Raw genomic sequence first — 21,644 nt, 5'->3', positions numbered from 1 at the left:
GAATGACCGCCCCCGAACAAGCCGTGGCGCTCGTCGACCCCGACGAGCGCCACGGCGGGACCGGCACCGCCCGGTTCGTCCTCAAGAAGGTCGTCGAAGCGCTCGTCAGCATCCTGCTGGTGATCGTGCTGTTCTTCTTCCTGTTCCGGATGCTGCCCGGCGACCCGGTCGCCACGATGATCCGCGACCGGCCCACCGACCCGAAGCAGATCGCGGAGCTGCGGGAACGCCTCGGCGTCGACAAGCCCGTGTTCCAGCAGTTCGGCGACTACCTGTGGAAGCTGCTGCACGGCGACTTCGGCACGTCCTACCTGGAACAGCGCCCGGTCGCCGACATGATCGGCGAACGCCTCTGGCCGACGATCCTGCTGGTCGGCAGCGCGACCGTGCTCGCCGTCGCGCTCGGGCTGTGGCTGGGCACGCGCGCGGCCTGGCGCCGCGACAGCGCGTTCGACCGGACCCAGACCGGCATCGCGCTCACCCTGTGGTCGGTGCCGCAGTTCTGGCTCGGCCTGATCCTGCTGGTCGCCACGAACGGGTTGTTCCCCAGCCGCGGCATGCACTCCCCGGACGCGGCACCGGACTTCTTCTCCCAGACCCTCGACGTGCTGCACCACCTGGTGCTGCCGTGCGTGACGCTGCTGGCCGTGTTCTACGCCCAGTACATGCTGATCATGCGCTCGTCGCTGCTGGGGGAGATGAACGCCGACTACCTGACCACCGCCCGCGCCAAGGGGCTCAAGGACGACCTCGTCCGCCGTCGCCACGCCGTGCCGAACGCGCTGCTGCCCACCACGACGCTGGTGTTCATGCAGTTCGGCGGGGTCGTCGCCGGCGCCGTGTCGGTCGAGGCCGTGTTCAGCTGGCCCGGTCTCGGCCAGCTGACCTACCAATCGCTGCACGGGCCGGACCTGCCGGTGCTGCAAGGGGTCTTCGTGGTGCTCGCCGGCGCCGTCGTGCTGATGAACCTGCTCGCGGAACTGCTCTACCGCGTGCTCGACCCGAGGGTGCGCACCTCATGACCACCGAGTCCATCGAATCGCCGCGGGCGATCGCCTGGCGGCGCCGCCGGCAGGCCGTGGCGCGCACCTGGAGCGAGTTCGCCACCCAGAAGGGCGCGCTCACCGGGCTGATCCTGCTCGCCGTCACCGTCGTGATGGCGCTGCTGCTGCCACTCATCAGCGACGAGAGCGGTCTCGACGTCACCAAGGCGAACGGCGGCCCGCTGCACCCGCCCAGCGGCGCATACTGGCTCGGCACCGACATCGACGGCCGGTCCGTGCTGCTCATGACCCTCTGGGGCGCCCGGATCTCGCTGCTCGTCGGGTTCTCCGCGACCGTCCTGTCCGTGCTGATCGGCACGCTCATCGGCATCACGGCTGCCCACTTCGGCGGCTGGACCTCGACGATCCTGCTGCGGTTCACCGACTTCTTCCTGGTGCTCCCGTCGCTGGTGCTGGCCATCGCGCTCTCGGCGGTGCTCCCGCAGGGCACCACCACGGTCATCGTCGCGATCGGCCTCACCGCGTGGCCCACCACCGCGCGGCTGGTCCGCGCCCAGACGCTGACCATCGAGAGCCGGCCCTACATCGAGCGGGCCCGGGCACTGGGCGGGGGACACCTGCACGTCGTCGGCAAGCACGTCCTGCCCGGCGTGCTGCCGCTCGTGCTCGCCAACACCACCCTGGTCGTCGGCAACGCCGTCATCGCCGACGCCACCCTGGCCTTCCTCGGCGTCGGCGACCCGAACGCCGTCTCCTGGGGCGCGATGCTGGAGACCGCGCTCAACAACGGCGCCGTCACCCGCGGCGCCTGGTGGAACCTGCTCCCGCCGGGCATCGCCATCGTGCTCGTCGTGCTCTGCTTCACCCTGGTCGGCCGGGGACTGGAGACAGTGCTCAACCCGAGGTTGAAGAAGTGACCCCGCTGCTGCAGCTCAAGGACCTCACCGTCACCTACGAGACGGCCGGCGGCGACATCCCGGCCGTGCGCGGGGTCGGCCTCACCCTCGACCCGGGCGGCACGCTCGGCGTGGCGGGGGAGTCCGGCTCCGGCAAGTCCACGGTCGCGATGAGCGTGCTGCGGCTGCTGCCGCGCACCGCGAAGATCAGCGGCGAGATCCTCCTCGACGGCGAAGACGTCACCGCCATGAAGTGGGGCCGGCTGCGCGCGGTCCGCTGGGCCGAGGCGTCCGTGGTGTTCCAGGGCGCCATGCACGCGCTCAACCCGGTCCGCAGGATCGGCGAGCAGATCGCCGAGCCGCTGCGGCTGCACCCGAGCGACGGCAGGATGCTGTCCGACGCCGAGGTCGACGCCCGCGTCGCCGACCTGCTCAGCCAGGTCGACCTGCCGCCGGGCCGCGCCGGCGCCTACCCGCACGAGCTCTCCGGCGGGCAGAAGCAGCGCGTCATGATCGCGATGGCCCTGGCCTGCTCGCCCCGGCTGATCATCGCCGACGAGCCGACCACCGCGCTGGACGTCATCGTCCAGGCCCAGGTCCTCGCCCTGCTCTCGCGGCTGGTCGCCGAACAGGACATCGGGTTGATCATGATCAGCCACGACCTGTCCGTGCTCGCCGCCACCTGCGAGCGCATCGCCGTGATGTACGACGGCGAGATCGTCGAGGAACGGCCCAGCGCCGAGCTGATGTCGGACCCGCGGCACCCGCACAGCCAGGCGCTGGCGGCGGCGTTCCCGACCGTCGGCGACCCGGTGTCCCGGTTCGCCCCGGCCACCAGCACCCCGCTGCCGCCCGAACCGGCCTCACGCGGCGCCGACAGCAAGCCGCTGCTGGAAGCGGAGAACCTGCGGGTGTCGTTCCGCGACCGCACCGGCAAGCGGATCGACGCCGTCGCCGGTGTCGACCTCACGGTGTCGCGCGACGAGATCGTCGCGCTGGTCGGGCAGTCCGGCTCCGGCAAGACGACGCTCGCCCGCACCCTGCTCGGCCTGCAGAAACCCGACTCCGGTGTGGTCCGCTACGCCGGGAAGCCGGTGCCGGCCGGCGGGGCCGGGCTCAAGGCCTACCGCCGTCGGGTCCAGCTGGTGCTGCAGGACCCGACCAGCGCGCTCAACCCGGCCCACACCGTCTACGAGGCCGTCGCCGAAGGCCCCCGCATCCACGGCCTGCGCGACGAGCGCGCGGTCGTGCACCGGGCGCTGGAGGCCGCCGAGCTGCGGCCCGCGGAGAAGTACGCCGACCGGCTCCCGCACCAGCTCTCCGGCGGCCAGCGCCAGCGCGTCGTGATCGCCGGGGCCCTGGCCCTGGAACCGTCGGTGGTGGTGGCCGACGAGCCGGTCGCCTCGCTCGACGCGTCCGTCCGCGGTGAGATCCTCGGCCTGCTGCTGCGCCTGCGGCGCGAGCTCGGGCTGGCCGGCCTGGTGATCACCCACGACCTCGGGCTGGCCTGGAACATCGCCGACCGGGTCGCCGTGATGTACCGCGGCGAGCTCGTCGAAACCGGGACCGTCGAACAGGTCCTGCTCGACCCGCACCACGAGTACACGAAGTCCCTGCTGGCCGCCCTGCCCGGCGGCACCGCCCAGCGCCGCACCGCGGAGGCCTGAACCCGCGGTGCCGGACCCGCTCGCGGGAAACCGGCACTGCGGAAAGGTCACCCAGGCGCGTTGTGTAACCTCCGAACGGAAATGGCGACCACCACCGACCCCGCGCAGACGTCCTCGACCGGACTGGCCGAGCGACTTCTCACGCCCTCGCGATTCCCGTACCGCACGATCGCGATGGGCACGGTCGGCAGCACGCTGCTCATGATCGCCGCCTTCGGCGCCGGCGGCATCCTGATCAAGGACCCCGTGCTCGGCCACGGCCCGCTCTCGTGGATCCGCTACGGCCACGGGCGCATGCTCGCCAACGCCGTCCTCTACACCGGCTTCGGCCTCGTGGTGTGGGCCTGGGTCCGGCTCGGCCGCTACGTGCTGGCCGGCCGCATCGGCAGCCGCCCGATCCTGGTCGCCGCGGGCTGCTGGATGGCGCCCCTGCTCATCTCGCCGCCGCTGTTCACCCGCGACGTCTTCTCCTACCTCGGCCAGGGCGCCCAGCTGCTCTACGGCCTCGACCCGTACGCCAACGGCCCCGCCGAGCTCGACGTGCTGCCGAACGTGGTGCAGAACGTCCACCCGCTCTGGCAGACCACCCCCGCGCCGTACGGGCCGCTGTTCCTGCTGATCTCCAAGGGCGTCGTCGCCGTCTCCGGCGACAACATGATCCTCGGCGTCATCCTGATGCGCCTGGTCCTGCTGGTCGGCCTCGCCGGCACGCTGTGGGCGCTGCCCCGGCTGGTCAAGCACCTCGGCGGCAAGCTCCCGGTCGCGCTGTGGCTCGCCGTGGCCAGCCCGATGATGGTCATCCACCTCTTCGGCGGCCCGCACAACGACCTGATGATGCTCGCGTTCCTCACCATCGGCGTCCTCGCCGCCCTGGAACGCAAACACGTCGTCGCGGTCGTGCTGGTGACGATCGGCATGCTGATCAAGCCCACCGCGGCGATCGCCCTGCCGTTCATCGTCTGGATGTGGGCCAACCACATGGCCGGCGAGTCGAAGGTCCGCAACTTCCTGCGCGCCGGCGCCGCCTCGGTCGGGCTGTTCCTGCCGGTGTTCGTCGCCGGCACGTGGATCTCGCTGGGATCGCTCAACCTCGGCTGGTGGTCCGGCCTCAAGGCCCCGCAGCTCATCGCGAACTGGCTCAACATCCCCACCGGCATCGGCGAGGTCTTCTACAACCTGGTCCACCTGGTCGTCGACGTCCAGGTCTCGCCGTTCGTCACGGTCGCCCGCGCGGCCGGCATGCTCCTGCTGATCGGCATCGGTGTCCGCCAGTGGTGGCTCGCCCGCAGTGGCGGCAACGAGGCCGTCTACCGCGCCGGCATCTCCCTGCTCGCGGTGGCGATCCTCATGCCGCCGACCCTGCCGTGGTACCTGACCTGGGGTTTTGTGCTGCTGTCGGCGTTCAAGTGGCAGCCCCGGCACCTCGCGGTCGTCGTCGCGGTCGTGGTGTTCGTGACCCTGGTCTACTACCCGACAGGCGAACAGGCGCTCTACGACTGGTGGTTCATCGCCCTCGTCGTGGTGGCGAGCCTGTACTCGGCGGCGTCGCTGCTGCGCCCGGACCCCCTGGGTCTCATCGACGCCTGGCGCCGCCCGGAGAAGTTCCTCCGCGACTAGAGCGGTCAGAACCGCCCTGAACACTCACGACCCGGTCCAGCCGCGCCAGGTGTGGATCAGCGTCGAGACCACCGCGTGCTCCGGGGGCCGCTCCGCGTACTGGCCGTACTTCGCCACCAGCCACGACACCGGCTCCGCGCGGTCGGCGTCGGACAGGACCCGCGCGACGCCGTCCGCGCGGGTCCACCACAGGCGGGACCAGTCCTCGTCGTAGCCGTCGGCCAGGAAACACACCGCCGGGTTCTCCGCGATGTTCGCCAGCCGCCGCAACGCCGTCGTCGACTTCGGTTTGTGGTCCACCGCGAACACGATCCGGTCGCCGTGCACCGCGAACGTCACCGGGACCAGGTGCGGCACCCCGGCCGCCGACGCCGTCGCGAGCCGGGCCACCCGTGCGGCGGCGAACCGGGAGCGAGCCTCCGCGGGAAGCAGCCTCATGTCAGCGCCGGGGAGTCGAACGTCAGCGTCCCCAGGTCCGCGTCCAGGGTCACCGGCACACCCAACGGCAACGTCGGCGACGACGCCACGTGACCGAACCCGAACTCGCTCAGCATCGGCACTCCGAGCGGCCCCAGCCGCTCCAGCAGCAGCGCCTCGACGTCCGCGGGGGCGCCGCACGCCGCCCAGGAGCCCAGCACGATGCCGCGGACGCCGGCGAACCAGCCGCTGCGCAGCAGCTGCGTCAGCATCCGGTCCAGCCGGTACACGCTCTCGGTGACGTCCTCCAGCAGCACGACCGCGTCCCGCGCCGACCCGTGCTCCGGCGTCCCGATGCCACCCGCCAGCAACGACAGGTTCCCGCCCACCAGCCGTCCGGAAGCCCGCCCCGGCACCAACGCCGACGCCGCGGCTCCCCGGACCACCAGGTTCCGCTCCGGCTCGAACAACGCCCGCCGCAGGTGCTCCACCGCGACGTCGTCGAACAGCACGCTCGCCGGCATCGGGGAGAACAAACTGGACAGTCCCAAGTGGACGTCCACCGCCCGGTGCAACGCCGTGATGTCACTCGACCCGGCCAGCACCTTCGGCCCCGCCTCGCGCAACACCGCCCAATCGACCAAGTCCAGCATCCGCTGCACGCCGTAGCCGCCGCGCGCGGCCAGCACGCACCGCACACCCGGGTCCAGCCACGCGTCGGTGAACTCCGCCGCCCGCGCGGCGTCCGAACCGGACAGGTACGGCGGCGATCCCGGTTCGGCCCGCACACACGGCCCGATCCGCAGCTCGACGCCCCAGCCGCGCAGCACCGGCAGCGCCTTCTCCAGCAGGTCCGCCGGCACCGGACCGGCCGGCGCCACCAGGGCCAGGGTGTCGCCGGCCCGCAACCGCGGCGGCCTCACGACGACAGCTCCAGCCGCGGCACACCCGGCACGTCGAACCCGAACACCTGGCCGTAGAAGGACAATTCGGCCTCCAGCGCCGCGATGATCGTCTCCGCGCGGCGGAACCCGTGCTGCTCACCGGGAAACCGCTGGTAGGCGTACGGAATCCCGCGCCCGGCGAGGCCGGCCACGAACCGGTCCGCCTGCTCCGGCGGGCAGATCCGGTCCTCCAGGCCCTGCTGGAACAGCACCGGCCCGGCCAGCGCCCCGGCGTTCGCCAGCGGCGACCGGTCGACGTAGCGCTGCCGGTGCGCGGGCAGCGCCCCGACCAGCCCTTCGAGGTAGCGCGACTCGAAGTCGTGCGTCTCGCCGCCGTCGCCGGTCCACCCGGCGAGGTCCACGATCGGGTACATCACGGTGCCCGCGCGGTAGGTCTTCGTCGTGGTCAGCGACGCCGCCGCGGTGAACCCGCCGGCGCTGCCGCCCCGGACCGCCAGCCGCTCGCCGTCGGCCAGCCCGGCCGCCACCAGCGCCTCGGCCACCGCGACGCAGTCCGCGACGTCGACCAAGCCCCACTGCTCGCGCAGCCGCTCCCGGTAGGCGCGGCCGAACCCGGTCGACCCGCCGTAGTTGACGGCCGCGACGGCGAACCCGCGGCTGGTGAAGTACGCGATCTCCAGGTCCAGCACGGGCAGGTGCTGGCCCGTCGGGCCGCCGTGGACGTGCACCAGCAGCGGCGGCACCTCGCCATCCGGCGCGGTGAACTCCGGGTTGGACGGCGGGTAGAGCACCACCGGCACGGTCTCGCCGCCGGTCGTCGTGAACACCCGCTCGTCCGGCACCGGCACGTGGGACACGGCCAGCTCCGGCTGCTGAGTCAGGTCAGTCAGCAGGTCCGCGTCGATCGCGTAGTGCACGACGCCGGATTCGCGGATCGGCCCGGCCGCGACCCCGGCGACCCCGCCCTCGTACGCCGCGAACCCGGAGCTCGACCACGCCGTCAGCTGGTGGGCCACGGTGGTCACCGAGCCGTCCGCCTCGTCCAGCACGGCCAGCCGGCTCGCCGCCAGCACCGCGTGGCGGCCGCCGCCGAGGGGGACGAACCAGCGCCCGCCCGGCTTCCAGAGCGGGCCGCCGAGCTCCCGCTCGACCGGCGCCAGGTTCGTCAGGGTCCCGTCGAGGCCGACGCGGTGCAGGTTCCACCAGCCGTCCGGGTCCAGCAGCGCCAGCAGCGTGTCCGCCGACTCCCACTCGACCTGGCAGACGGCGACGTCCGGGCCGCCCGCCAGAACCCGGTGCGGGCCGAACGTGCCGTCGTCGAGCACGGGAGCGACGCACAGCTCGGTGCCGTCCCACGGCATCGCCGGGTGGTCCCAGCCGAACCACGCCGCGTGGCGCCCGTCCGGCGACAGCTTCGGCACGGTCAGGAAGTGGTGGCTCGCGCCCAGCACCCGCTCGGCGCCGCCGGCCACCGCGATCGCGACCAGCTCGCGTTCGACGTCGGCCGGGCGCTCGCCGGCACTGCGCTCCCGCACCGCCCAGACCTCGCCGGGCCGCCCCGGTCCGAGGTCGCCGTAGCGGACGGCCTGAGGCACCGCGGGCTCCGGAGTGAGCGCGACCACACCGTCGGGCCCCTGGGCGTACACGCGCTGGTCGGCCCAGTGCGTGAACACCACCACACCGCCGACGGCCACCCACGGCTTCCCGCCGTACTCGTGCAGCCGGTTGCGGACGTTCCACGGCGCCGGGAGCACGTCCTCGGTCCCGCCGCCCGGCAGCGCGCGCACGAGGGCCACCCGACCCTGCTCACCAGGCCTTGCTTCGGCCCACCACACCTCTTCGCCGACGACGTCGAGCCATTGCGGGCCGCCGCCGGCGGCGGCCACCTCGGCGGCGGAGATGGGCGAGGGCCACGTTCCGTACGGGGAGATCGGAGACACCCCCAGAGGCTAGCGGCCCGGGAACGAGGGGCGGCGGATGCCGATCATGCGCCGGTGGCCTAGGGTCGTTGGTGCTATGTCTCGCGTAATCCACGTCTTCCGCCAGCCGGATCGCTTCGTCGCCGGCACCGTCGGCGAGCCCGGCGACCGCACCTTCTACCTCCAGGCCTCGGAGGAAGTGCGGACGATCAGCGTCTCCATCGAAAAACAGCAGGTCGTCGTCCTCGCGGAACGGCTCGGCTCGCTGCTCGAAGAGGTGGCGAGCCGCTTCGGCGCCGATGTGCCCGAAGACGCTCCCGACGACCTCGTCGACCTCGAGCCGCTCACCGTGCCGGTCGAGGAGGAGTTCCGCGTCGGCACCATGGGCCTCGGCTGGGACGCCGACTCCAGCGCCGTCGTCATCGAGCTGCTCGCCATCACCGAGGGCGAGGTCGACGAAACGGTCGTGCTGGACGACACCGAGGAAGGCCCGGACGCCGTCCGCGTCTTCCTCACCCCGGCCGCCGCGCGGGCCTTCGCCGAGCGCGCCGACCGCGTCGTCAACGCCGGCCGCAAGCCGTGTCCGCTGTGCGGCGAGCCGCTCGACCCGGCCGGGCACATCTGCCCCCGGCAGAACGGCTACCGGCGCGACACCGACGCGGGCGAAGACTGACCATGGCCGACACGCCGGCGGAACAGCCGGACCCGGCCGACCCGGCGTCGCGTGAGCTCGTCACGCACGGCCGCATCGACGTCGAGGGCCGGCTCGTCGACGCCTCCAACGTGACGCTGTTCTGCGCCATCGAGCTCGACGGCGTCACCGGCACCGTCGTGTACAAGCCGGTGTCGGGGGAGAAGCCGCTCTGGGACTTCCCCGACGGCACGCTCGCCGGCCGCGAGGTCGCCACCGCGATCATCGCCGAGGCCAGCGGTATCGGCGGGATCCCGCCGACCGTGCTGCGCGACGGCCCGTTCGGCCCCGGCATGGTCCAGCTGTGGATCGAGACCACCGAGGACGACCTGGTCGAGGTCCGCGCCCCCGAGGACCTGCCCGACGGCTGGCGGGTCGTGCTGCACGCCCAGGACCGGTTCGGGGAGCCCGCGGTGCTGGCCCACGCCGACCACCCCGGCCTGCGCGATCTGGCCGTGCTCGACATCGTCGTCAACAACACCGACCGCAAGGGCGGGCACCTCCTGCCGGGCGTCGACGGCCGCGTCTACGGCGTCGACCACGGCATCTGCCTGCACACCGACCCCAAGCTGCGGACCGTGCTCTGGGGCTGGATCGGCGAACCGGTGCCGCCGGACACCGTCGAGAAACTGCGGAAGCTGCGCTCGGAGATCGACGGGAAGCTCGGCGAACAGCTGGCCGAGCACATCACCAAGTTCGAGATCCGGGCCCTGGCCGAGCGCACCGACCTGCTGCTCGCGGAAGGCATCTTCCCCGAGCCCGGCGACGACTGGCGCGCGGTTCCCTGGCCCCTGTTCTGATGACGTCGGTCCTCGACGACGCCGCGCGCGCCCGGCTGGTGACCCGCTTCGGCGCGGACGTGGCCGGCCCGTGGTGTGACGTGCTCCCGGACCTGGTGGCCCGGCTGAGCGCTCGCTGGGGCCTGGCGGTCCGCGAGGCCCGGCCCGGCAACACGGGCCGCACGCTCCTGTGCACCGGCCCCGGCGGTGACCTGCAGGTCCTGAAACTGACCCCGGACCCCGAGATCGCCCGGCTCGAGGCCGCGGGACTGCGCGCGTGGGCCGGCTGCCCCCGGGCCGTGCAGCTCCTCGACACCGATCTCGACGCGGGTGCGATCCTGCTCGAAGGGCTGGTTCCCGGCACCGAACTGCGCGGCCGCGACGTCCCGTGGGCCGAGATCGGCGACCTGCTCACCCAGCTGCACAGCGTCGCAACCCCGGCCGACCTCCCGCCGCTGACCGACCGGGTGACGTTCATGTACGACATCACCGACCGCACTGTCCCCGGGTCCGCGGCCGAGCAGTACCTGACCCGCGACCTGCTCGCGCGGGCCCGGCACCGGGCGCTCGCCCTGGCCGCCGCCGGCGGTCCGGTCGCGGTCGTGCACGGCGACCTGCACCCCGGCAACGTCCTCGACGCCGGCCCCGATCGCGGCGTGGTCGCCATCGACCCCCGGCCCAGCGTCGGCGACCCGGCCATGGATGCCGTCGACTGGGCCTTCCTGCCGATGGCGGCGGGCGGCACGATCGACGACGGCATCAGCTTGCTCGCCCCGCACGTGCCGCACCTCGACGCCGAGCGCGTCCACGCCTGGTGCGTCGCGCTGGCCCCGCTGCTCGCGCACGGCCCGCTGCGCCGCGGCGAGCACACGCCGTTCATCGACGCCCTGCTGGAGATGGCACGCTGACCGGCGTGGCGTCACCTGCCCAGGTCCCTCGGACCACTACCTTCGCTGGTCGTGCGCTCCCATTCCTATGACGACGTGCTCGCCGGCCGGCGCCGCAAGAAGGTGCCGGAAGTCCCCGCCGAGCGCGGTCTCGTGGTCGAAGACCCGGCCAGCGGCTACTGCGGCGCGGTGGTGAAGATCGAGTACGGCAACGTCGTGCTCGAAGACGCCAAGGGCCGCCACCGCGTGTTCCCGCTCGAGCCCGCCGGGTTCCTCCTGGAAGGCAAACCGGTCACGCTCGTGCCGGTCAAGACGGTGCAGGCACCGGTCAAGCAGGTCTCCGCGTCCGGCTCGGTCAAGGTCCAGGGCCTGCAGGCGCGCGTCGCCCGCGACTCGCGGATCTGGGTCGAGGGCAAGCACGACGCCGAGCTGGTCGAACGCGTCTGGGGCCACGACCTGCGCGTCGAAGGCGTCGTCGTGGAACCCCTCGACGGGGTGGACGTGCTGTCCGACCGGATCGCCGAGTTCGGCACCGGCCCCGGCCGGCGGCTCGGCGTGCTGGTCGACCACCTGGTGCCCGGCAGCAAGGAATCCCGGCTCGTCGAGGGCGTCCGCGACGAGAACGTGCTGGTCACCGGGCATCCCTACATCGACGTCTGGGAAGCCGTGCGGCCCGAGGCCGTCGGGATCAGGGCGTGGCCGAAGATCCCGCGCGGCACCGAGTGGAAGCAGGGAATCTGCGACGCGCTCGGCTGGGGGCAACCTTTCGAAGGCTGGCAACGTGTCCTGAGCGGGGTGAGCAGTTTCCGCGACCTCGAGACCCCGCTCATCGGGGCCGTGGAACGGCTCATCGACTTCGTCACGGAGCCGACGGAAGAGGGCTGAATGTCTGATTTGTCCAAGGTCACGCGTGGGTCACGTCCCGTCACTGCGCCGGTGCGAACCGGCACGATCTGAGAGCATGAAGCCATGGCATGGGCACTGGTCTGGTTGATCGTCGGCATCGCCCTGATGATCGCCGAAGTCCTCTCCGGCGACTTCGTGCTGATCATGCTCGGCATCGCCGCGTTGTTCGGCGCGGGCGCCGACGTGCTCACCGGAAACCTGTTCGTCGACGTCGCCGTGTTCGCCGTGACCTCGGTCGGGATGCTGGCGCTGGTCCGGCCCGCGCTGAAACGCCGGTTCCTCGCCGGCTCCGGCCACCGCACCGGGATCGACGCGCTCATCGGCGCCCGCGCCGTCGTGGTGTCCACAGTGGATTTCGAGGCGGGGCAGGTGAAACTCGCCGGGGACGTCTGGTCCGCGCGCAGCATTTCCGAACAGCACGAGCCGATCGCACCCGGGACCGCGGTCACCGTGGTCGAGATCGCCGGGGCCACCGCCGTCGTGTCGGCCGAGCTGTGAGCCTCGGCCTGGTGCGCGTGCCCGAAGGCCGGGCCGCGGTGATCGAGCGCCTCGGGCGGTTCCGCACCGTCCTCGGCCCCGGCCGGCACTTCGTGCTCCCGTTCGCCGACCGCGTCCGCACCCGGGTCGACCTCGGCGACCAGATCCTGACCAGCCCGCCACGCGCGATCGAGGCCGGCGACGGACACGAGGTCTTCGTCGAGTTCGCGGTCACCTTCGCGATCACGGATCCACGGCCGGCCACCTACGAAATCAGCAACCCGGCGATCGCGATCGAGCAGCTGACCCTGACCGCGCTGCGGCAGGAGGCGGGCCTGACCACGGCCGAGCGCGCCGTCACCGCACCCGGGGACCTGCACCGTACAGTGTGGACGGTCCTGCGGGACACCACGGGACGCTGGGGGATCACCGCGAAGGAGCTCGAGCTCGCGGTCCGCCCGCCCGCGGCGCCCGGAACACCGTCAACCGCGCAAGAATGGTACTAGGTAAGGGGAAAAGCTCTTGGGGACAGCAGCGATCGTCGTAGTCATCGCCTTGGTCCTGTTCGTGATCGTCGTGGTGGCCAAGGCGATCATGGTCGTGCCGCAGGCGCAGTCGGCCGTGATCGAGCGGCTGGGCCGGTTCCGCACGGTGGCGTCACCGGGCCTCACCTTCCTGGTTCCGTTCCTGGACAAGGTACGGGCCCGGATCGACCTGCGCGAGCAGGTCGTCTCGTTCCCGCCGCAGCCCGTCATCACCGAGGACAACCTGACGGTGTCGATCGACACCGTCGTGTACTTCCAGGTCACCGACTCGCGTGCCGCGGTCTACGAGATCTCGAACTACATCGTCGGTGTCGAGCAGCTCACCACCACCACGCTCCGCAACGTGGTCGGTGGCATGAGCCTCGAGCAGACGCTGACCTCGCGCGACTCGATCAACACCCAGCTGCGCGGCGTGCTCGACGAGGCGACCGGCCGCTGGGGCATCCGCGTCGGCCGCGTCGAGCTCAAGGCGATCGACCCGCCGCCCTCCATCCAGGACTCGATGGAGAAGCAGATGCGCGCCGACCGTGAGAAGCGCGCCATGATCCTCACCGCGGAAGGTCAGCGGGAATCCGCGATCAAGACCGCGGAAGGCCAGAAGCAGAGCCAGATCCTCTCCGCCGAAGGTGCCCGCCAGGCCACCATCCTCGCCGCCGAGGCCGAGCGGCAGTCGCGCATCCTGCGGGCGCAGGGTGAACGCGCCGCGCGCTACCTGCAGGCGCAGGGCCAGGCGAAGGCGATCGAGAAGGTGTTCGCCGCGATCAAGGCCGGCCGCCCGACGCCGGAGGTGCTGGCCTACCAGTACCTGCAGACGCTCCCGCAGATGGCGCAGGGCGACGCGAACAAGGTCTGGATGATCCCGAGCGACTACGGCAAGGCCCTCGAAGGCTTCGCCCGCGCGCTCGGTGCCCCGGGCGACGACGGCGTCTTCCGCTACGAGCCGCCGAAGGACGACGACGTCCCGGCCAAGCCCGAGCTCGAAGACGAAGAGGTCGCCGACTGGTTCGAGACGAAGAGCGACCCGAAGGTCGCCGAGGCCGTCGCGGCCGCCGAAGCCGTGGCACGTCAGGAAGTCCCGGCCCTCGGGGTGCCCAGCAGCGCGCCGCCCGCGCGGCCGCAGATCCCGCGTCCGTCACAGCAGCAGGCTCCCGCGCCGGAACCCGAAGCCGACGAGGACCGCGGCACCGAGGTCACCCCCGCGCCGCCGAGGCAGCCGTCGACGCCGCCGGCCGGTCTGCCCCAGCCGCAGTCGCCCCTGCAGTCCCAGCAGCAGTCCGGTCCGCCGCAGGGTGGTGCCTACCAGGGCCCGCCGCCGCAGTCCCCGCCGCCGGGGCAGTTCGGCGGTCAGCAGAACCCGGGCAGCGGGCCGTTCCCGCAGCAGCCCCCGTTCGGCGGCCCCCAGGGCGGCCCGCGCCGCTGACGTTGTGGTCCGTGAAGGCCCCCTTACCGGCTCTTGTGGCCGGTAAGGGGGCCTTCACGGCGTTTCAGGCGCGGCGGTAGACGCTCGCGTCGTCGATGTCGGCGTGCGAGCGGTCCCTCAGGCGGATCACGCAGAACACCGAGACGACCGCCGACAGCACGATGTAGCCCGAGATCGAGTACGGCGTGCCGGTCTGGTGCAGCAGCCACGTCGCCAGCAGCGGCGCCGGGCCGCCCGCGAACACCGACGCCAGCTGGTAGCCCAGGCCCGCGCCGCCGTAGCGCAGGTGTGTCGGGAAGCTCTCGCCGATGAGCGCGGCCTGCGGGCCGTACTGCAGGGCGTGCGGGATGAACGACACCACGACGATCACGAACACCAGCGCGTGCCCGCCACTGGTCAGGATCGCGAAGTAGGGGAACGCGATCAGGCCGGTGAGGACGACCCCCCACAGGTAGACCTTCTTGCGGCCGTACCGGTCGGACAGGTGTGAGAAGAACGGGATCATCAGCAGCTCCAGCGCGGCGCCGACGAGCACCGCGTTGAGCACGAACGTCTTGCTGAACTCGTGTCGCGCCACGACGTAGATCAGCACGTAGCTGGTGAACAGGTAGAACGGCATCTGCTCGCTGAAGCGCACCCCGGACGAGAGCAGGATCTCGCGCCAGTGGTGGCGGATCGCGTCGAGCACCGGGGTCTTCGCGGTTTCGCCCTTCGAGACGAGCTTGGCGAACATCGGCGTCTCGAGGATCTTCAGCCGGATCACCAGGCCGATCGCGACCAGGATCAGGCTGGCCAGGAACGGCAGCCGCCAGCCCCACGAGTCGAAGTCCTCGGGGGACAGCGTCGCCGACAGCAGGGTCATGCCGCCGGTGCCGAGCACCAGCCCGACCGGCACGCCGATCTGCGCGGAACTGCCGAGCAGCCCGCGTTTCTTCTGGTCACCCCACTCCATCGCGAGCAGCACCGAGCCACTCCACTCGCCGCCGATCGCGATGCCCTGGACCAGCCGCAGCAGCACCAGGATCAACGGCGCCGCGAACCCGATCGCCGACGTCCCGGGCAGCAGCCCGACCACCCCGGACGAGACGCCCATCAGCAGCAACGTGACGATCAGCGTCGTCTTGCGGCCGATCCGGTCGCCCCAGTGCCCGAAGATCGCGGCACCGACCGGGCGGGCCGCGAAGCCGACCGCGTAGGTCGCGAACGACTGCATGGCCCCCGCGTAGGCGCTCGACGCGGGGAAGAACAGGTGCGGGAAGACCAGGGCCGCCGCTGTGTTGTAGAGGAAGAAGTCGTACCACTCGATGGTCGTGCCGATCGCGCTCGCCAGCGCCGCACGCCGTACCTGCACCCGCCCTGACTTGCTGTCCGGTTCCACCTTGTGAGTGATTCCATTGTCTCCGAGGACCATCTATCAACACCTCCGGTGACCGACGTCACACAACAGTGTGACCGTCCTCGACGAATTCGGCGATCGATGACGGAGAAGTTGTTCAACCCGTGAAGGACCCCCGCCCCCGCAGACCAGGGTCCCGGCGAAGTCCTCGCCCAGGTGAGAGCAGTCCGGCGGTGTGTCGGCCGCTCAGGGGCGGCGGCCCCGGAACGTGCGGCGCAGGTCGCTCACCCAGGCGTCCGGGTTCTCCCACGGGATGAAGTGGCCGCCGTGCTCGTGGGCGGTGACGTTGACGTGGTTGAACCACCCGGCCTGCGGGCCGGTCTCGAACGCCCGGACCCGGTCCTCGGCGGTGTGGACGCCCGGCGGGTTCTCGTAGGTGACGAACGTGAGGCCGACCGGGGCCTGCACCACCGGGGTGCGGTCGTGGGCGGGGGACCAGGGGTAACGGTTGGCGTTGGCGTAGTAGCGCATCGACGTGGCGATGGAGTTGGTCACCCAGTAGATCGTCGCGTGGGTGAGCAGGTCGTCCTTGGTGAAGACCGACTCGAGGTCGCCGCCGTTGTCGCTCCAGGCGTTCCAGCGCTCCAGCAGCCAGGCGAGCAGCCCGGCGGGGGAGTCGCTCAGCCCGTGGGCCAGGGTGGCGCCGTCGAGCATGTGGACGGTGAGGTGGGACGCCGAGCGGTGGTCCTGCTCGACGATGCGGGCGCGGACGTCGGCCGGCTGGTCGTCGGTCAGGGGCCGGTGGCGGGCGAAGTCCCAGGCGCGCGGGCCGGTGAAGAAGTCCAGCGGCAGCCCGGAGCCGATGTGGATGCCGTACAGCTCGTCGGCGTACTTGTGGCCGAGCTGGCTGGTGACGATCCCGCCGATGTCGCAGCCCCCGGCGGCGTACTTCGGGTAGCCGAGGGTCTCGGTCATCAGGGTGTGCCAGAGGTCGGAGACCTTCCAGAAGTTGACGTCCGGGAAGCCGGTGAGCGGGCCCGGGAAACCGAAGCCGGGCAGCGACGGCACGAGGACGTCGAACGCGTCCGCGGGGTCGCCGCCGGACGCGGCCGGGTCGGCGAGCGGGTCGATCACCTTCGACCAGTGCCAGAACGTCCACGGCCAGCCGTGGGTGAGGAGCAGCGGGATCGGCCGGGGGCCGCGGCCGGGCTTGCGCATGAAGTGCACCGGGACGCCGGCGACGCTCACCTCGTAGTGCTCGTAGGCGTTGATCGCGGCTTCGGCCTTGCGCCAGTCGTAGGCGTCGCGCCAGTACGCGACCAGCTCACCGAGGTAGCCGGCCGGGACGCCGTAGGACCAGTCTTCGTTCCCCTCGTCCAGTGGCGGCCGGGTCAGCGCGAGACGGGTGCGCAGGTCGTCGAGGACGTCGTCGGGTACGTGGATCGGGGTGGGCTCCAGGGGGAAGGCGTGCGGCGTGGTCATGGCGTGATCTTTCCAGGATGGGCGAAGTTTGCCGAATCGGCATGTTTGCAGAATCGGCAAGTTTCTGTACCTTGGAGACATGGACCTCGACACCGGCGGGCTGCGTGAACGCAAGAAGCAGGAAACGCGCGTCGCGCTGAGCTGGGCGGCCATCCGGCTCACCGTCGAACGCGGGCTGGACAACGTCCGGGTCGAGGACATCGCCGCCGAGGCCGGGGTGTCCACCCGGACCTTCAGCAACTACTTCGGCAGCAAGGGCGAGGCCATCGCGGCCCGCCAGTACGACCGGTCGCGGGCCATCGCGGCCGCCCTGCGGGAGCGGCCGGCCGGGGAGCCGCTCTGGGAGGCCGTCACCCACGCCGTGCTCACCGGGTTCGCGCTCGGCGAGTCCGGGCAGAAGCCGGACCGGGCGTGGATCGAAGGCGTCCGGCTGATGGTCGCCGAGCCCGCGCTGCAGGGCGAGATGCACAAAGCGGTGACCGCGGGGGAGGCCGAGTTCGCCCTCGCCGTCGCCGAACGCACCGGCACCGACGCCGCCGCGGACGTCTACCCGCAGCTGGTGGCGGCCGTGGTCGGGGCCGCGCACCACGTCGTGATCCAGCAGTGGCTCAGCGCCGAGCCGCCGCCGTCGATGGAAGCCCTGCTGCGGGACGTGTTCGGCCGGCTCGCCGCCGGCCTGCCCGAACCGCGCTGACCTTTTCGCACCACCTGGGGCGCCCGGCACCCGCCGGGCGAGTTCGTCGTGCCCTTTTCCTTTCACCGCAAGGAGTTTCGCCATGGAAGACGTCGTCATCGCCGGAGCCGGCCCCAACGGGCTGATGCTCGCCTGCGAGCTGGCCCTGGCCGGAGTCCGCCCGATCGTCCTGGAGCAGCTGCCCGAGCCGAGCCCGACACCCCGCGCGAACGGCCTCGTCGGCCAGGTCGTGCGGCTGCTCGACCGCCGCGGCCTGCACGAGCGGCTGGCGGGCCCGATCGGCCCGCCCGTGCCCGCTTTCGTGTTCGGGGCCATGCGGCTCGACCTCACCCTCACCGAGCACAACTCGCTGAACATCCTGCCCGTCCCGCAGAGGCGGATCGAAGGGGCACTCGTTGAGCGCGCGGCCGAACTCGGCGTCGAGGTCCGCCGGGGCCACGCGGTGACCGGCCTGGTCCAGGACGACGAGCAGGTCACCGTCGAGATCGCCGGCCCGGACGGTCCCTACGCGCTGACCGCGCGGTACGTCGTCGGCGCGGACGGCGGCAAGAGCGTCACCCGCAAGCTCGCCGGGATCGGCTTCCCCGGCGTCACCGACGACCGCACGACCTCCTACAGCGCGAGCGCCACCGTGCCCGCCGAGCTGATCGATCCGGCGAGCGGCGGCCTGCGCGTGCCGGGCCACGGCGTGATCCCGCCGCTGTTCCACTACCGCACCGAGCACGGGCTCTTCGTCTACGCGCCGCTGCCCACCGGCACGGGCGTCACCGCCATCGAATGGGGCGACGACGGGGAAGACGACGACCGCCCGGTGACCCTCGACGAGGTCCGCGCGAGCATCCACCGGGTCCTCGGCCACGACCTGCCGATCGGGCCGCCCGAAGGTGACGGCCCGCACCTGCTGCGCCGGCTGAAGGGACGCAACACCCGGCTCGCCGACCGCTTCCGCGCCGGCCGGGTGCTGCTGGTCGGCGACGCGGCTCACGTCCACTCCGCGATCGGCGGGCCCGGGCTCAACCTCGGCCTGCAGGACGCCGTCAACCTCGGCTGGAAACTCGCCGACGCGCTCGGCGACCGGGCACCGGCCGGGCTGCTCGACACCTACGAGGCCGAACGCCGCCCGGTCGCCGAGCGCGTCGTCATGCACTCGCAGGCCCAGTCCGCGCTCATCGCGCCGGGCAGTGACATCACGGCGCTGCGGGAGCTGTTCGGCGAGCTGCTGCGGCAGCCGAGCACGGTGCAGCACATCGCGGACCTGATGTCCGGCGCCGACATCCGCTACGAGCCGGCTACCGACCACCCGCTCGACGGCCGCTGGGCCCCGGATCTGGTGCTGGCCGACGGGCGCCGGCTCGCCGAACTGACCAGGACGGCCCGGCCGCTGCTGCTCGACCTGACCCCGGCGGCCTCGCTCGGCGACGAGCTGAGCGGCTGGACGGACCGCGTCGACATCGTCACCGGCGAAGCCGCCCAGGACGCGACCGCGATGCTGATTCGGCCCGACGGGTACGTGGCCTGGGCGAGCGGCTCGACCGACCCCGGCGACACCGAGCGCAAGGCGCTGCGGGAAGCCGCGGAGCGGTGGTTCGGCAGCCCGGTTGACATGTAGGAGATATCCTACGTATTGTCGGCCGCATGCCGATCATCCACGTGCGGTTCCTGACCCTGCCCGTCGCCGACCACGCCCGCGCGCGGCACTTCCAGCTGCGGACCACCGACCTCGACGGGCACGGCATCGGCCTTCTGGAGGCGTCCGGCTTCGGCAACCGGCCCCGCTGATGCCGGTCAACGACGACGTCTTCGCCGCGCTGGCCAGCCCCGCGCGGCGGCAGGTGCTGCGGCTGCTGCTCGACGGCCCGATGGCCGCGGGCGCGATCGCCGAGCGGTTCGAGATGGCCCGGCCCAGCCTCTCGGAACACCTCCGGGTGCTGCGGGAGGCCGGCCTGGTCGACGAACAACGCCACGGCCGCAACCGCGTCTACCGGCTGGAGGCGGCCCCCCTCGAAGAGGTCGCGGACTGGCTCACCCCGTACGAACGCTTCTGGCGCAGCAAACTCGCCAACCTGCGTGACCTGCTCGACGAGGAAGAGGACCTGTGACCGACGACGACCCGACCGCGATCCACGTCGACCAGTTCCTCGCCCACCCGGCCCGCAAGGTGTGGCGCGCGCTCACCGAACCGGACCTGCTCGAGCGCTGGATCAGCATGCCGAACGACATCAGACCCGTGGTGGGACACCGGTTCGAGCTGCTGGCCGAGCCGGTGCCCGCGGCCGGGTTCGCCGGCGGCCCGGTGGCGTGCGAGGTCCTCGAAGTGGAGCCCGAGCGCAAGCTCAGCATCCGCTGGGGTCCGCAGTGGACGGTCACCTGGCGGCTCGAACCCGAAGGCACCGGCACCCGGCTCTTCCTCAGCCACGAGGGTTTCGACCCCGGCGACGAGTTCCAGCGGATGTCGCGGCGGATCATGGGCGGCGGCTGGCGCTCCCACGTGCCGCGGGCACTGGCCCGGCTGCTGGACGCACTGCCCGGCGAAGCACGGCTACCATCGGGTGGTGACCCCCGCCGCCGCTGAGCCCACCGAGTCGAAGCCGCTGCGAGCCGACGCCCGGCGCAACCGGGCGCGCGTGCTGGAAGCCGCCGAGAGCGTCTTCGCCACCCGGGGCACCGGGGCGCCCACCGAAGAGGTCGCGCGCGCCGCGGGGGTCGGCATCGGCACCGTCTTCCGGCACTTCCCGACGAAGGAAGCGCTCCTCGAAGCGGTGCTCTACGCCCGGCTGCAGCGGTTCGTCGACGAGGCCGAAACCGTCGTCGCGGCGCAGTCCGCCGACCCTGGTGGCGCCTTCTTCGGCTTCCTGACCAGCTGGATCGAGATGTCCAGTGCCAAGAACGCCTACTTCGAGGCGCTCACCGCGGCCGGCGTCACCGTGCCGAAGACGGAGTCCGCCGTCGGCGCCCGGCTGATCGCCTCGCTCGGCGTGCTGCTCTCCCGGGCGCAGGGCGCGGGGGCGGTCCGTGCCGACCTCGTCGTCGGCGAGCTGATCACGGTGATCATCGGCACCGCGCGGGCCGCCGAATACGCCGGCCAGGACGCGCGCCTGCGCGACCGGGCCGTGGCGATCCTCTTCGACGGGCTCCGCCCGCGCGCGTCAGCGGGGGAGCGCGGCTGAGCCCACGGGCTCCAGCGTCGGCCGCTTCGCGGTCATCGTGTCCCCGGACGACTCGCCGCGCAGCCGCCGCCGCACCCACGGCACGGCGTGTTCCTGCGCCCACCGCAGGTTCCGGCTGCGCCGCTCGGCGGGGCTGAGCACCTCACGCGGGCCCAGCTCGGCCGCGGTCAACGGGTGCGGCGCGCCGAGGACGTCCAGCACCGCCATGGCCACCTCGGTGTGCCCGAAAGCGTTGAGGTGCAGGCGATCCGGGGCCCAGCGCCGCCGGTCGCGCAGCTGCCGCATGCCCCACATGTCCACCAGCAGCGCGCCATGGCGGGCGGCGATGCCCCGGACGTGCTCGTTGTAGATCGCCACCCGGCCGCGGATCGTGCGGAACAGCGGGTCCTCGACCCCGTCGACCCCGGTGAACAGGACCAACCGGGCGCCGGTCGCCCGGATCCGCGCGACGGCGGCCTCGTAGGCGTCCATCAGCGCGTCGATGTCGACCTTCGGCCGCATCAGGTCGTTGCCGCCCGCGTAGAGCGTCACCAGGTCGGGCTCCATCGCCAAGGCCGGCTCCAGCTGCTCGGCGAGCACCTGCCCCATCAGCTTCCCGCGGATGGCCAGGTTCGCGTACCGGAAGCCCGGCTCGTGGGCCGCGAGCTCCTCGGCGGTGCGGTCGGCCCAGCCGCGCACGCCGTTCGGAGCGGCCGGGTCGTCGTCCCCGACGCCTTCGGTGAACGAGTCCCCCAGTGCTACGAAACGGGCTACTAAGCGCTTGCTCATGTGATCCAGTCTAAGCAACCCCGCCTTCCCGGATTTTCCCGGTGCGCCGGTCCTGCCTGAGCGGAAC

The 21,644-nt window shown here is 72.1% G+C and carries 23 protein-coding genes; 17 read left to right on the top strand and 6 right to left on the bottom strand.

Features of this window, described 5'->3' with window-relative positions:
- The first annotated feature begins 2 nt into the window (after nucleotides 1–2).
- The 4 genes from OG494_RS13520 to mptB all read left to right on the top strand — a co-directional run bounded on the left by OG494_RS13520 (nucleotide 3) and on the right by mptB (nucleotide 5,184).
- Nucleotides 3–1,022, top strand: coding sequence for an ABC transporter permease (locus OG494_RS13520; protein WP_328455510.1), 1,020 nt, complete (start codon nucleotides 3–5; stop codon nucleotides 1,020–1,022).
- Nucleotides 1,019–1,921 (top strand): ABC transporter permease, encoded by a 903-nt coding sequence (locus OG494_RS13515; RefSeq protein ID WP_328455509.1) that lies wholly within the window; start codon nucleotides 1,019–1,021, stop codon nucleotides 1,919–1,921. The genes OG494_RS13520 and OG494_RS13515 overlap by 4 nt, the downstream gene beginning before the upstream one ends.
- A complete protein-coding gene (locus OG494_RS13510) occupies nucleotides 1,918–3,567 on the top strand; it encodes an ABC transporter ATP-binding protein (RefSeq protein ID WP_328455507.1) in 1,650 nt (549 codons plus the stop codon). The genes OG494_RS13515 and OG494_RS13510 overlap by 4 nt, the downstream gene beginning before the upstream one ends.
- 81 nt (nucleotides 3,568–3,648) lie before the next feature.
- Complete coding sequence (mptB, locus tag OG494_RS13505) at nucleotides 3,649–5,184, top strand: polyprenol phosphomannose-dependent alpha 1,6 mannosyltransferase MptB (RefSeq protein WP_328455505.1); 1,536 nt, start codon at nucleotides 3,649–3,651, stop codon at nucleotides 5,182–5,184.
- Nucleotides 5,185–5,208: 24 nt separating this feature from the next.
- Here the strand turns inward: mptB and OG494_RS13500 are convergent, their stop codons facing one another.
- From OG494_RS13500 to OG494_RS13490, 3 genes are read right to left on the bottom strand one after another with little or no spacing between them, the layout of a single operon-like run.
- The gene (locus OG494_RS13500) at nucleotides 5,209–5,622 is read right to left on the bottom strand and encodes a TIGR03668 family PPOX class F420-dependent oxidoreductase (RefSeq protein ID WP_328455503.1); all 414 of its coding nucleotides are present in this window, start codon (nucleotides 5,620–5,622) and stop codon (nucleotides 5,209–5,211) included.
- Nucleotides 5,619–6,524: a S66 peptidase family protein gene (locus OG494_RS13495; RefSeq protein ID WP_328455501.1), complete on the bottom strand. Its 906-nt coding sequence runs from the start codon at nucleotides 6,522–6,524 to the stop codon at nucleotides 5,619–5,621. The genes OG494_RS13500 and OG494_RS13495 overlap by 4 nt, the downstream gene beginning before the upstream one ends.
- A complete protein-coding gene (locus OG494_RS13490; RefSeq protein WP_328455499.1) occupies nucleotides 6,521–8,446 on the bottom strand; it encodes a prolyl oligopeptidase family serine peptidase in 1,926 nt (641 codons plus the stop codon). Before OG494_RS13490 ends, OG494_RS13495 begins: the two co-directional genes overlap by 4 nt.
- 76 nt (nucleotides 8,447–8,522) lie before the next feature.
- On the opposite strand from OG494_RS13490, the gene OG494_RS13485 reads away from it, so the two are divergent.
- The 7 genes from OG494_RS13485 to OG494_RS13455 all read left to right on the top strand — a co-directional run bounded on the left by OG494_RS13485 (nucleotide 8,523) and on the right by OG494_RS13455 (nucleotide 14,130).
- Nucleotides 8,523–9,098 carry a DUF3090 domain-containing protein gene (locus tag OG494_RS13485; protein ID WP_328455497.1) on the top strand — a complete coding sequence of 192 codons (576 nt, stop codon included), beginning with the start codon at nucleotides 8,523–8,525 and terminating at the stop codon, nucleotides 9,096–9,098.
- Nucleotides 9,099–9,100: 2 nt separating this feature from the next.
- Entirely contained in the window at nucleotides 9,101–9,916 is an 816-nt protein-coding gene (locus OG494_RS13480; protein WP_328455496.1) for an SCO1664 family protein, read from the top strand.
- Nucleotides 9,916–10,803, top strand: coding sequence for an aminoglycoside phosphotransferase family protein (locus OG494_RS13475; RefSeq protein ID WP_328455495.1), 888 nt, complete (start codon nucleotides 9,916–9,918; stop codon nucleotides 10,801–10,803). The genes OG494_RS13480 and OG494_RS13475 overlap by 1 nt, the downstream gene beginning before the upstream one ends.
- Before the next feature lie 51 nt (nucleotides 10,804–10,854).
- Complete coding sequence (locus tag OG494_RS13470) at nucleotides 10,855–11,667, top strand: DUF3097 domain-containing protein (protein WP_328455493.1); 813 nt, start codon at nucleotides 10,855–10,857, stop codon at nucleotides 11,665–11,667.
- A gap of 84 nt (nucleotides 11,668–11,751) precedes the next feature.
- On the top strand, nucleotides 11,752–12,186 hold the full coding sequence (locus OG494_RS13465; protein ID WP_328455491.1) for an NfeD family protein: 435 nt from the start codon (nucleotides 11,752–11,754) through the stop codon (nucleotides 12,184–12,186).
- An 11-nt stretch (nucleotides 12,187–12,197) separates the two neighbouring features.
- Entirely contained in the window at nucleotides 12,198–12,671 is a 474-nt protein-coding gene (locus OG494_RS13460; RefSeq protein WP_328455489.1) for an SPFH domain-containing protein, read from the top strand.
- Nucleotides 12,672–12,759: 88 nt separating this feature from the next.
- Nucleotides 12,760–14,130 carry an SPFH domain-containing protein gene (locus OG494_RS13455; RefSeq protein WP_442874478.1) on the top strand — a complete coding sequence of 457 codons (1,371 nt, stop codon included), beginning with the start codon at nucleotides 12,760–12,762 and terminating at the stop codon, nucleotides 14,128–14,130.
- 64 nt (nucleotides 14,131–14,194) lie between these two features.
- On the opposite strand, the gene OG494_RS13450 is transcribed toward OG494_RS13455, so the two are convergent.
- The gene (locus OG494_RS13450) at nucleotides 14,195–15,541 is read right to left on the bottom strand and encodes an MFS transporter (RefSeq protein ID WP_328455485.1); all 1,347 of its coding nucleotides are present in this window, start codon (nucleotides 15,539–15,541) and stop codon (nucleotides 14,195–14,197) included.
- 171 nt (nucleotides 15,542–15,712) lie between these two features.
- Complete coding sequence (locus OG494_RS13445) at nucleotides 15,713–16,948, bottom strand: epoxide hydrolase family protein (protein ID WP_328455483.1); 1,236 nt, start codon at nucleotides 16,946–16,948, stop codon at nucleotides 15,713–15,715.
- A 79-nt stretch (nucleotides 16,949–17,027) separates the two neighbouring features.
- Between OG494_RS13445 and OG494_RS13440 the strand changes: the two genes are divergently transcribed.
- The 6 genes from OG494_RS13440 to OG494_RS13415 all read left to right on the top strand — a co-directional run bounded on the left by OG494_RS13440 (nucleotide 17,028) and on the right by OG494_RS13415 (nucleotide 20,809).
- On the top strand, nucleotides 17,028–17,642 hold the full coding sequence (locus OG494_RS13440; protein WP_328455481.1) for an acyl-CoA-like ligand-binding transcription factor: 615 nt from the start codon (nucleotides 17,028–17,030) through the stop codon (nucleotides 17,640–17,642).
- Nucleotides 17,643–17,724: 82 nt separating this feature from the next.
- The gene (locus OG494_RS13435) at nucleotides 17,725–19,251 is read left to right on the top strand and encodes an FAD-dependent monooxygenase (protein WP_328455479.1); all 1,527 of its coding nucleotides are present in this window, start codon (nucleotides 17,725–17,727) and stop codon (nucleotides 19,249–19,251) included.
- 26 nt (nucleotides 19,252–19,277) lie between these two features.
- Nucleotides 19,278–19,421 carry a hypothetical protein gene (locus OG494_RS13430; protein WP_328455477.1) on the top strand — a complete coding sequence of 48 codons (144 nt, stop codon included), beginning with the start codon at nucleotides 19,278–19,280 and terminating at the stop codon, nucleotides 19,419–19,421.
- On the top strand, nucleotides 19,421–19,741 hold the full coding sequence (locus OG494_RS13425) for a metalloregulator ArsR/SmtB family transcription factor (protein ID WP_328455475.1): 321 nt from the start codon (nucleotides 19,421–19,423) through the stop codon (nucleotides 19,739–19,741). Before OG494_RS13430 ends, OG494_RS13425 begins: the two co-directional genes overlap by 1 nt.
- The gene (locus OG494_RS13420; protein ID WP_328455473.1) at nucleotides 19,738–20,214 is read left to right on the top strand and encodes an SRPBCC family protein; all 477 of its coding nucleotides are present in this window, start codon (nucleotides 19,738–19,740) and stop codon (nucleotides 20,212–20,214) included. Before OG494_RS13425 ends, OG494_RS13420 begins: the two co-directional genes overlap by 4 nt.
- A complete protein-coding gene (locus tag OG494_RS13415; RefSeq protein WP_328455471.1) occupies nucleotides 20,195–20,809 on the top strand; it encodes a TetR/AcrR family transcriptional regulator in 615 nt (204 codons plus the stop codon). Before OG494_RS13420 ends, OG494_RS13415 begins: the two co-directional genes overlap by 20 nt.
- Here OG494_RS13415 and OG494_RS13410 read toward each other — a convergent pair.
- Nucleotides 20,789–21,577, bottom strand: coding sequence for an SGNH/GDSL hydrolase family protein (locus OG494_RS13410; RefSeq protein ID WP_328455469.1), 789 nt, complete (start codon nucleotides 21,575–21,577; stop codon nucleotides 20,789–20,791). The two genes, OG494_RS13415 and OG494_RS13410, sit on opposite strands and share 21 nt — an antisense overlap.
- Nucleotides 21,578–21,644: the final 67 nt, after the last annotated feature.

The organism is Amycolatopsis sp. NBC_00438 (genome assembly GCF_036026695.1).
In the GTDB taxonomy this organism is placed as follows: Bacteria; Actinomycetota; Actinomycetes; order Mycobacteriales; family Pseudonocardiaceae; genus Amycolatopsis.
This window is presented reverse-complemented; position numbering and strand designations above follow the sequence as displayed.

Bases quoted from the DNA above. Each gene is read 5' to 3' on its own strand.
- OG494_RS13520 (WP_328455510.1), top strand. From the start codon at position 3: ATGACCGCCCCCGAACAAGCCGTGGCGCTCGTCGACCCCGACGAGCGC.
- OG494_RS13515 (WP_328455509.1), top strand. From the start codon at position 1,019: ATGACCACCGAGTCCATCGAATCGCCGCGGGCGATCGCCTGGCGGCGC.
- mptB (WP_328455505.1), top strand. From the start codon at position 3,649: ATGGCGACCACCACCGACCCCGCGCAGACGTCCTCGACCGGACTGGCC.
- OG494_RS13500 (WP_328455503.1), bottom strand. From the start codon at position 5,622: ATGAGGCTGCTTCCCGCGGAGGCTCGCTCCCGGTTCGCCGCCGCACGG.
- OG494_RS13485 (WP_328455497.1), top strand. From the start codon at position 8,523: ATGTCTCGCGTAATCCACGTCTTCCGCCAGCCGGATCGCTTCGTCGCC.
- OG494_RS13480 (WP_328455496.1), top strand. From the start codon at position 9,101: ATGGCCGACACGCCGGCGGAACAGCCGGACCCGGCCGACCCGGCGTCG.
- OG494_RS13475 (WP_328455495.1), top strand. From the start codon at position 9,916: ATGACGTCGGTCCTCGACGACGCCGCGCGCGCCCGGCTGGTGACCCGC.
- OG494_RS13465 (WP_328455491.1), top strand. From the start codon at position 11,752: ATGGCATGGGCACTGGTCTGGTTGATCGTCGGCATCGCCCTGATGATC.
- OG494_RS13455 (WP_442874478.1), top strand. From the start codon at position 12,760: ATGGTCGTGCCGCAGGCGCAGTCGGCCGTGATCGAGCGGCTGGGCCGG.
- OG494_RS13450 (WP_328455485.1), bottom strand. From the start codon at position 15,541: ATGGTCCTCGGAGACAATGGAATCACTCACAAGGTGGAACCGGACAGC.
- OG494_RS13445 (WP_328455483.1), bottom strand. From the start codon at position 16,948: ATGACCACGCCGCACGCCTTCCCCCTGGAGCCCACCCCGATCCACGTA.
- OG494_RS13440 (WP_328455481.1), top strand. From the start codon at position 17,028: ATGGACCTCGACACCGGCGGGCTGCGTGAACGCAAGAAGCAGGAAACG.
- OG494_RS13435 (WP_328455479.1), top strand. From the start codon at position 17,725: ATGGAAGACGTCGTCATCGCCGGAGCCGGCCCCAACGGGCTGATGCTC.
- OG494_RS13430 (WP_328455477.1), top strand. From the start codon at position 19,278: ATGCCGATCATCCACGTGCGGTTCCTGACCCTGCCCGTCGCCGACCAC.
- OG494_RS13425 (WP_328455475.1), top strand. From the start codon at position 19,421: ATGCCGGTCAACGACGACGTCTTCGCCGCGCTGGCCAGCCCCGCGCGG.
- OG494_RS13410 (WP_328455469.1), bottom strand. From the start codon at position 21,577: ATGAGCAAGCGCTTAGTAGCCCGTTTCGTAGCACTGGGGGACTCGTTC.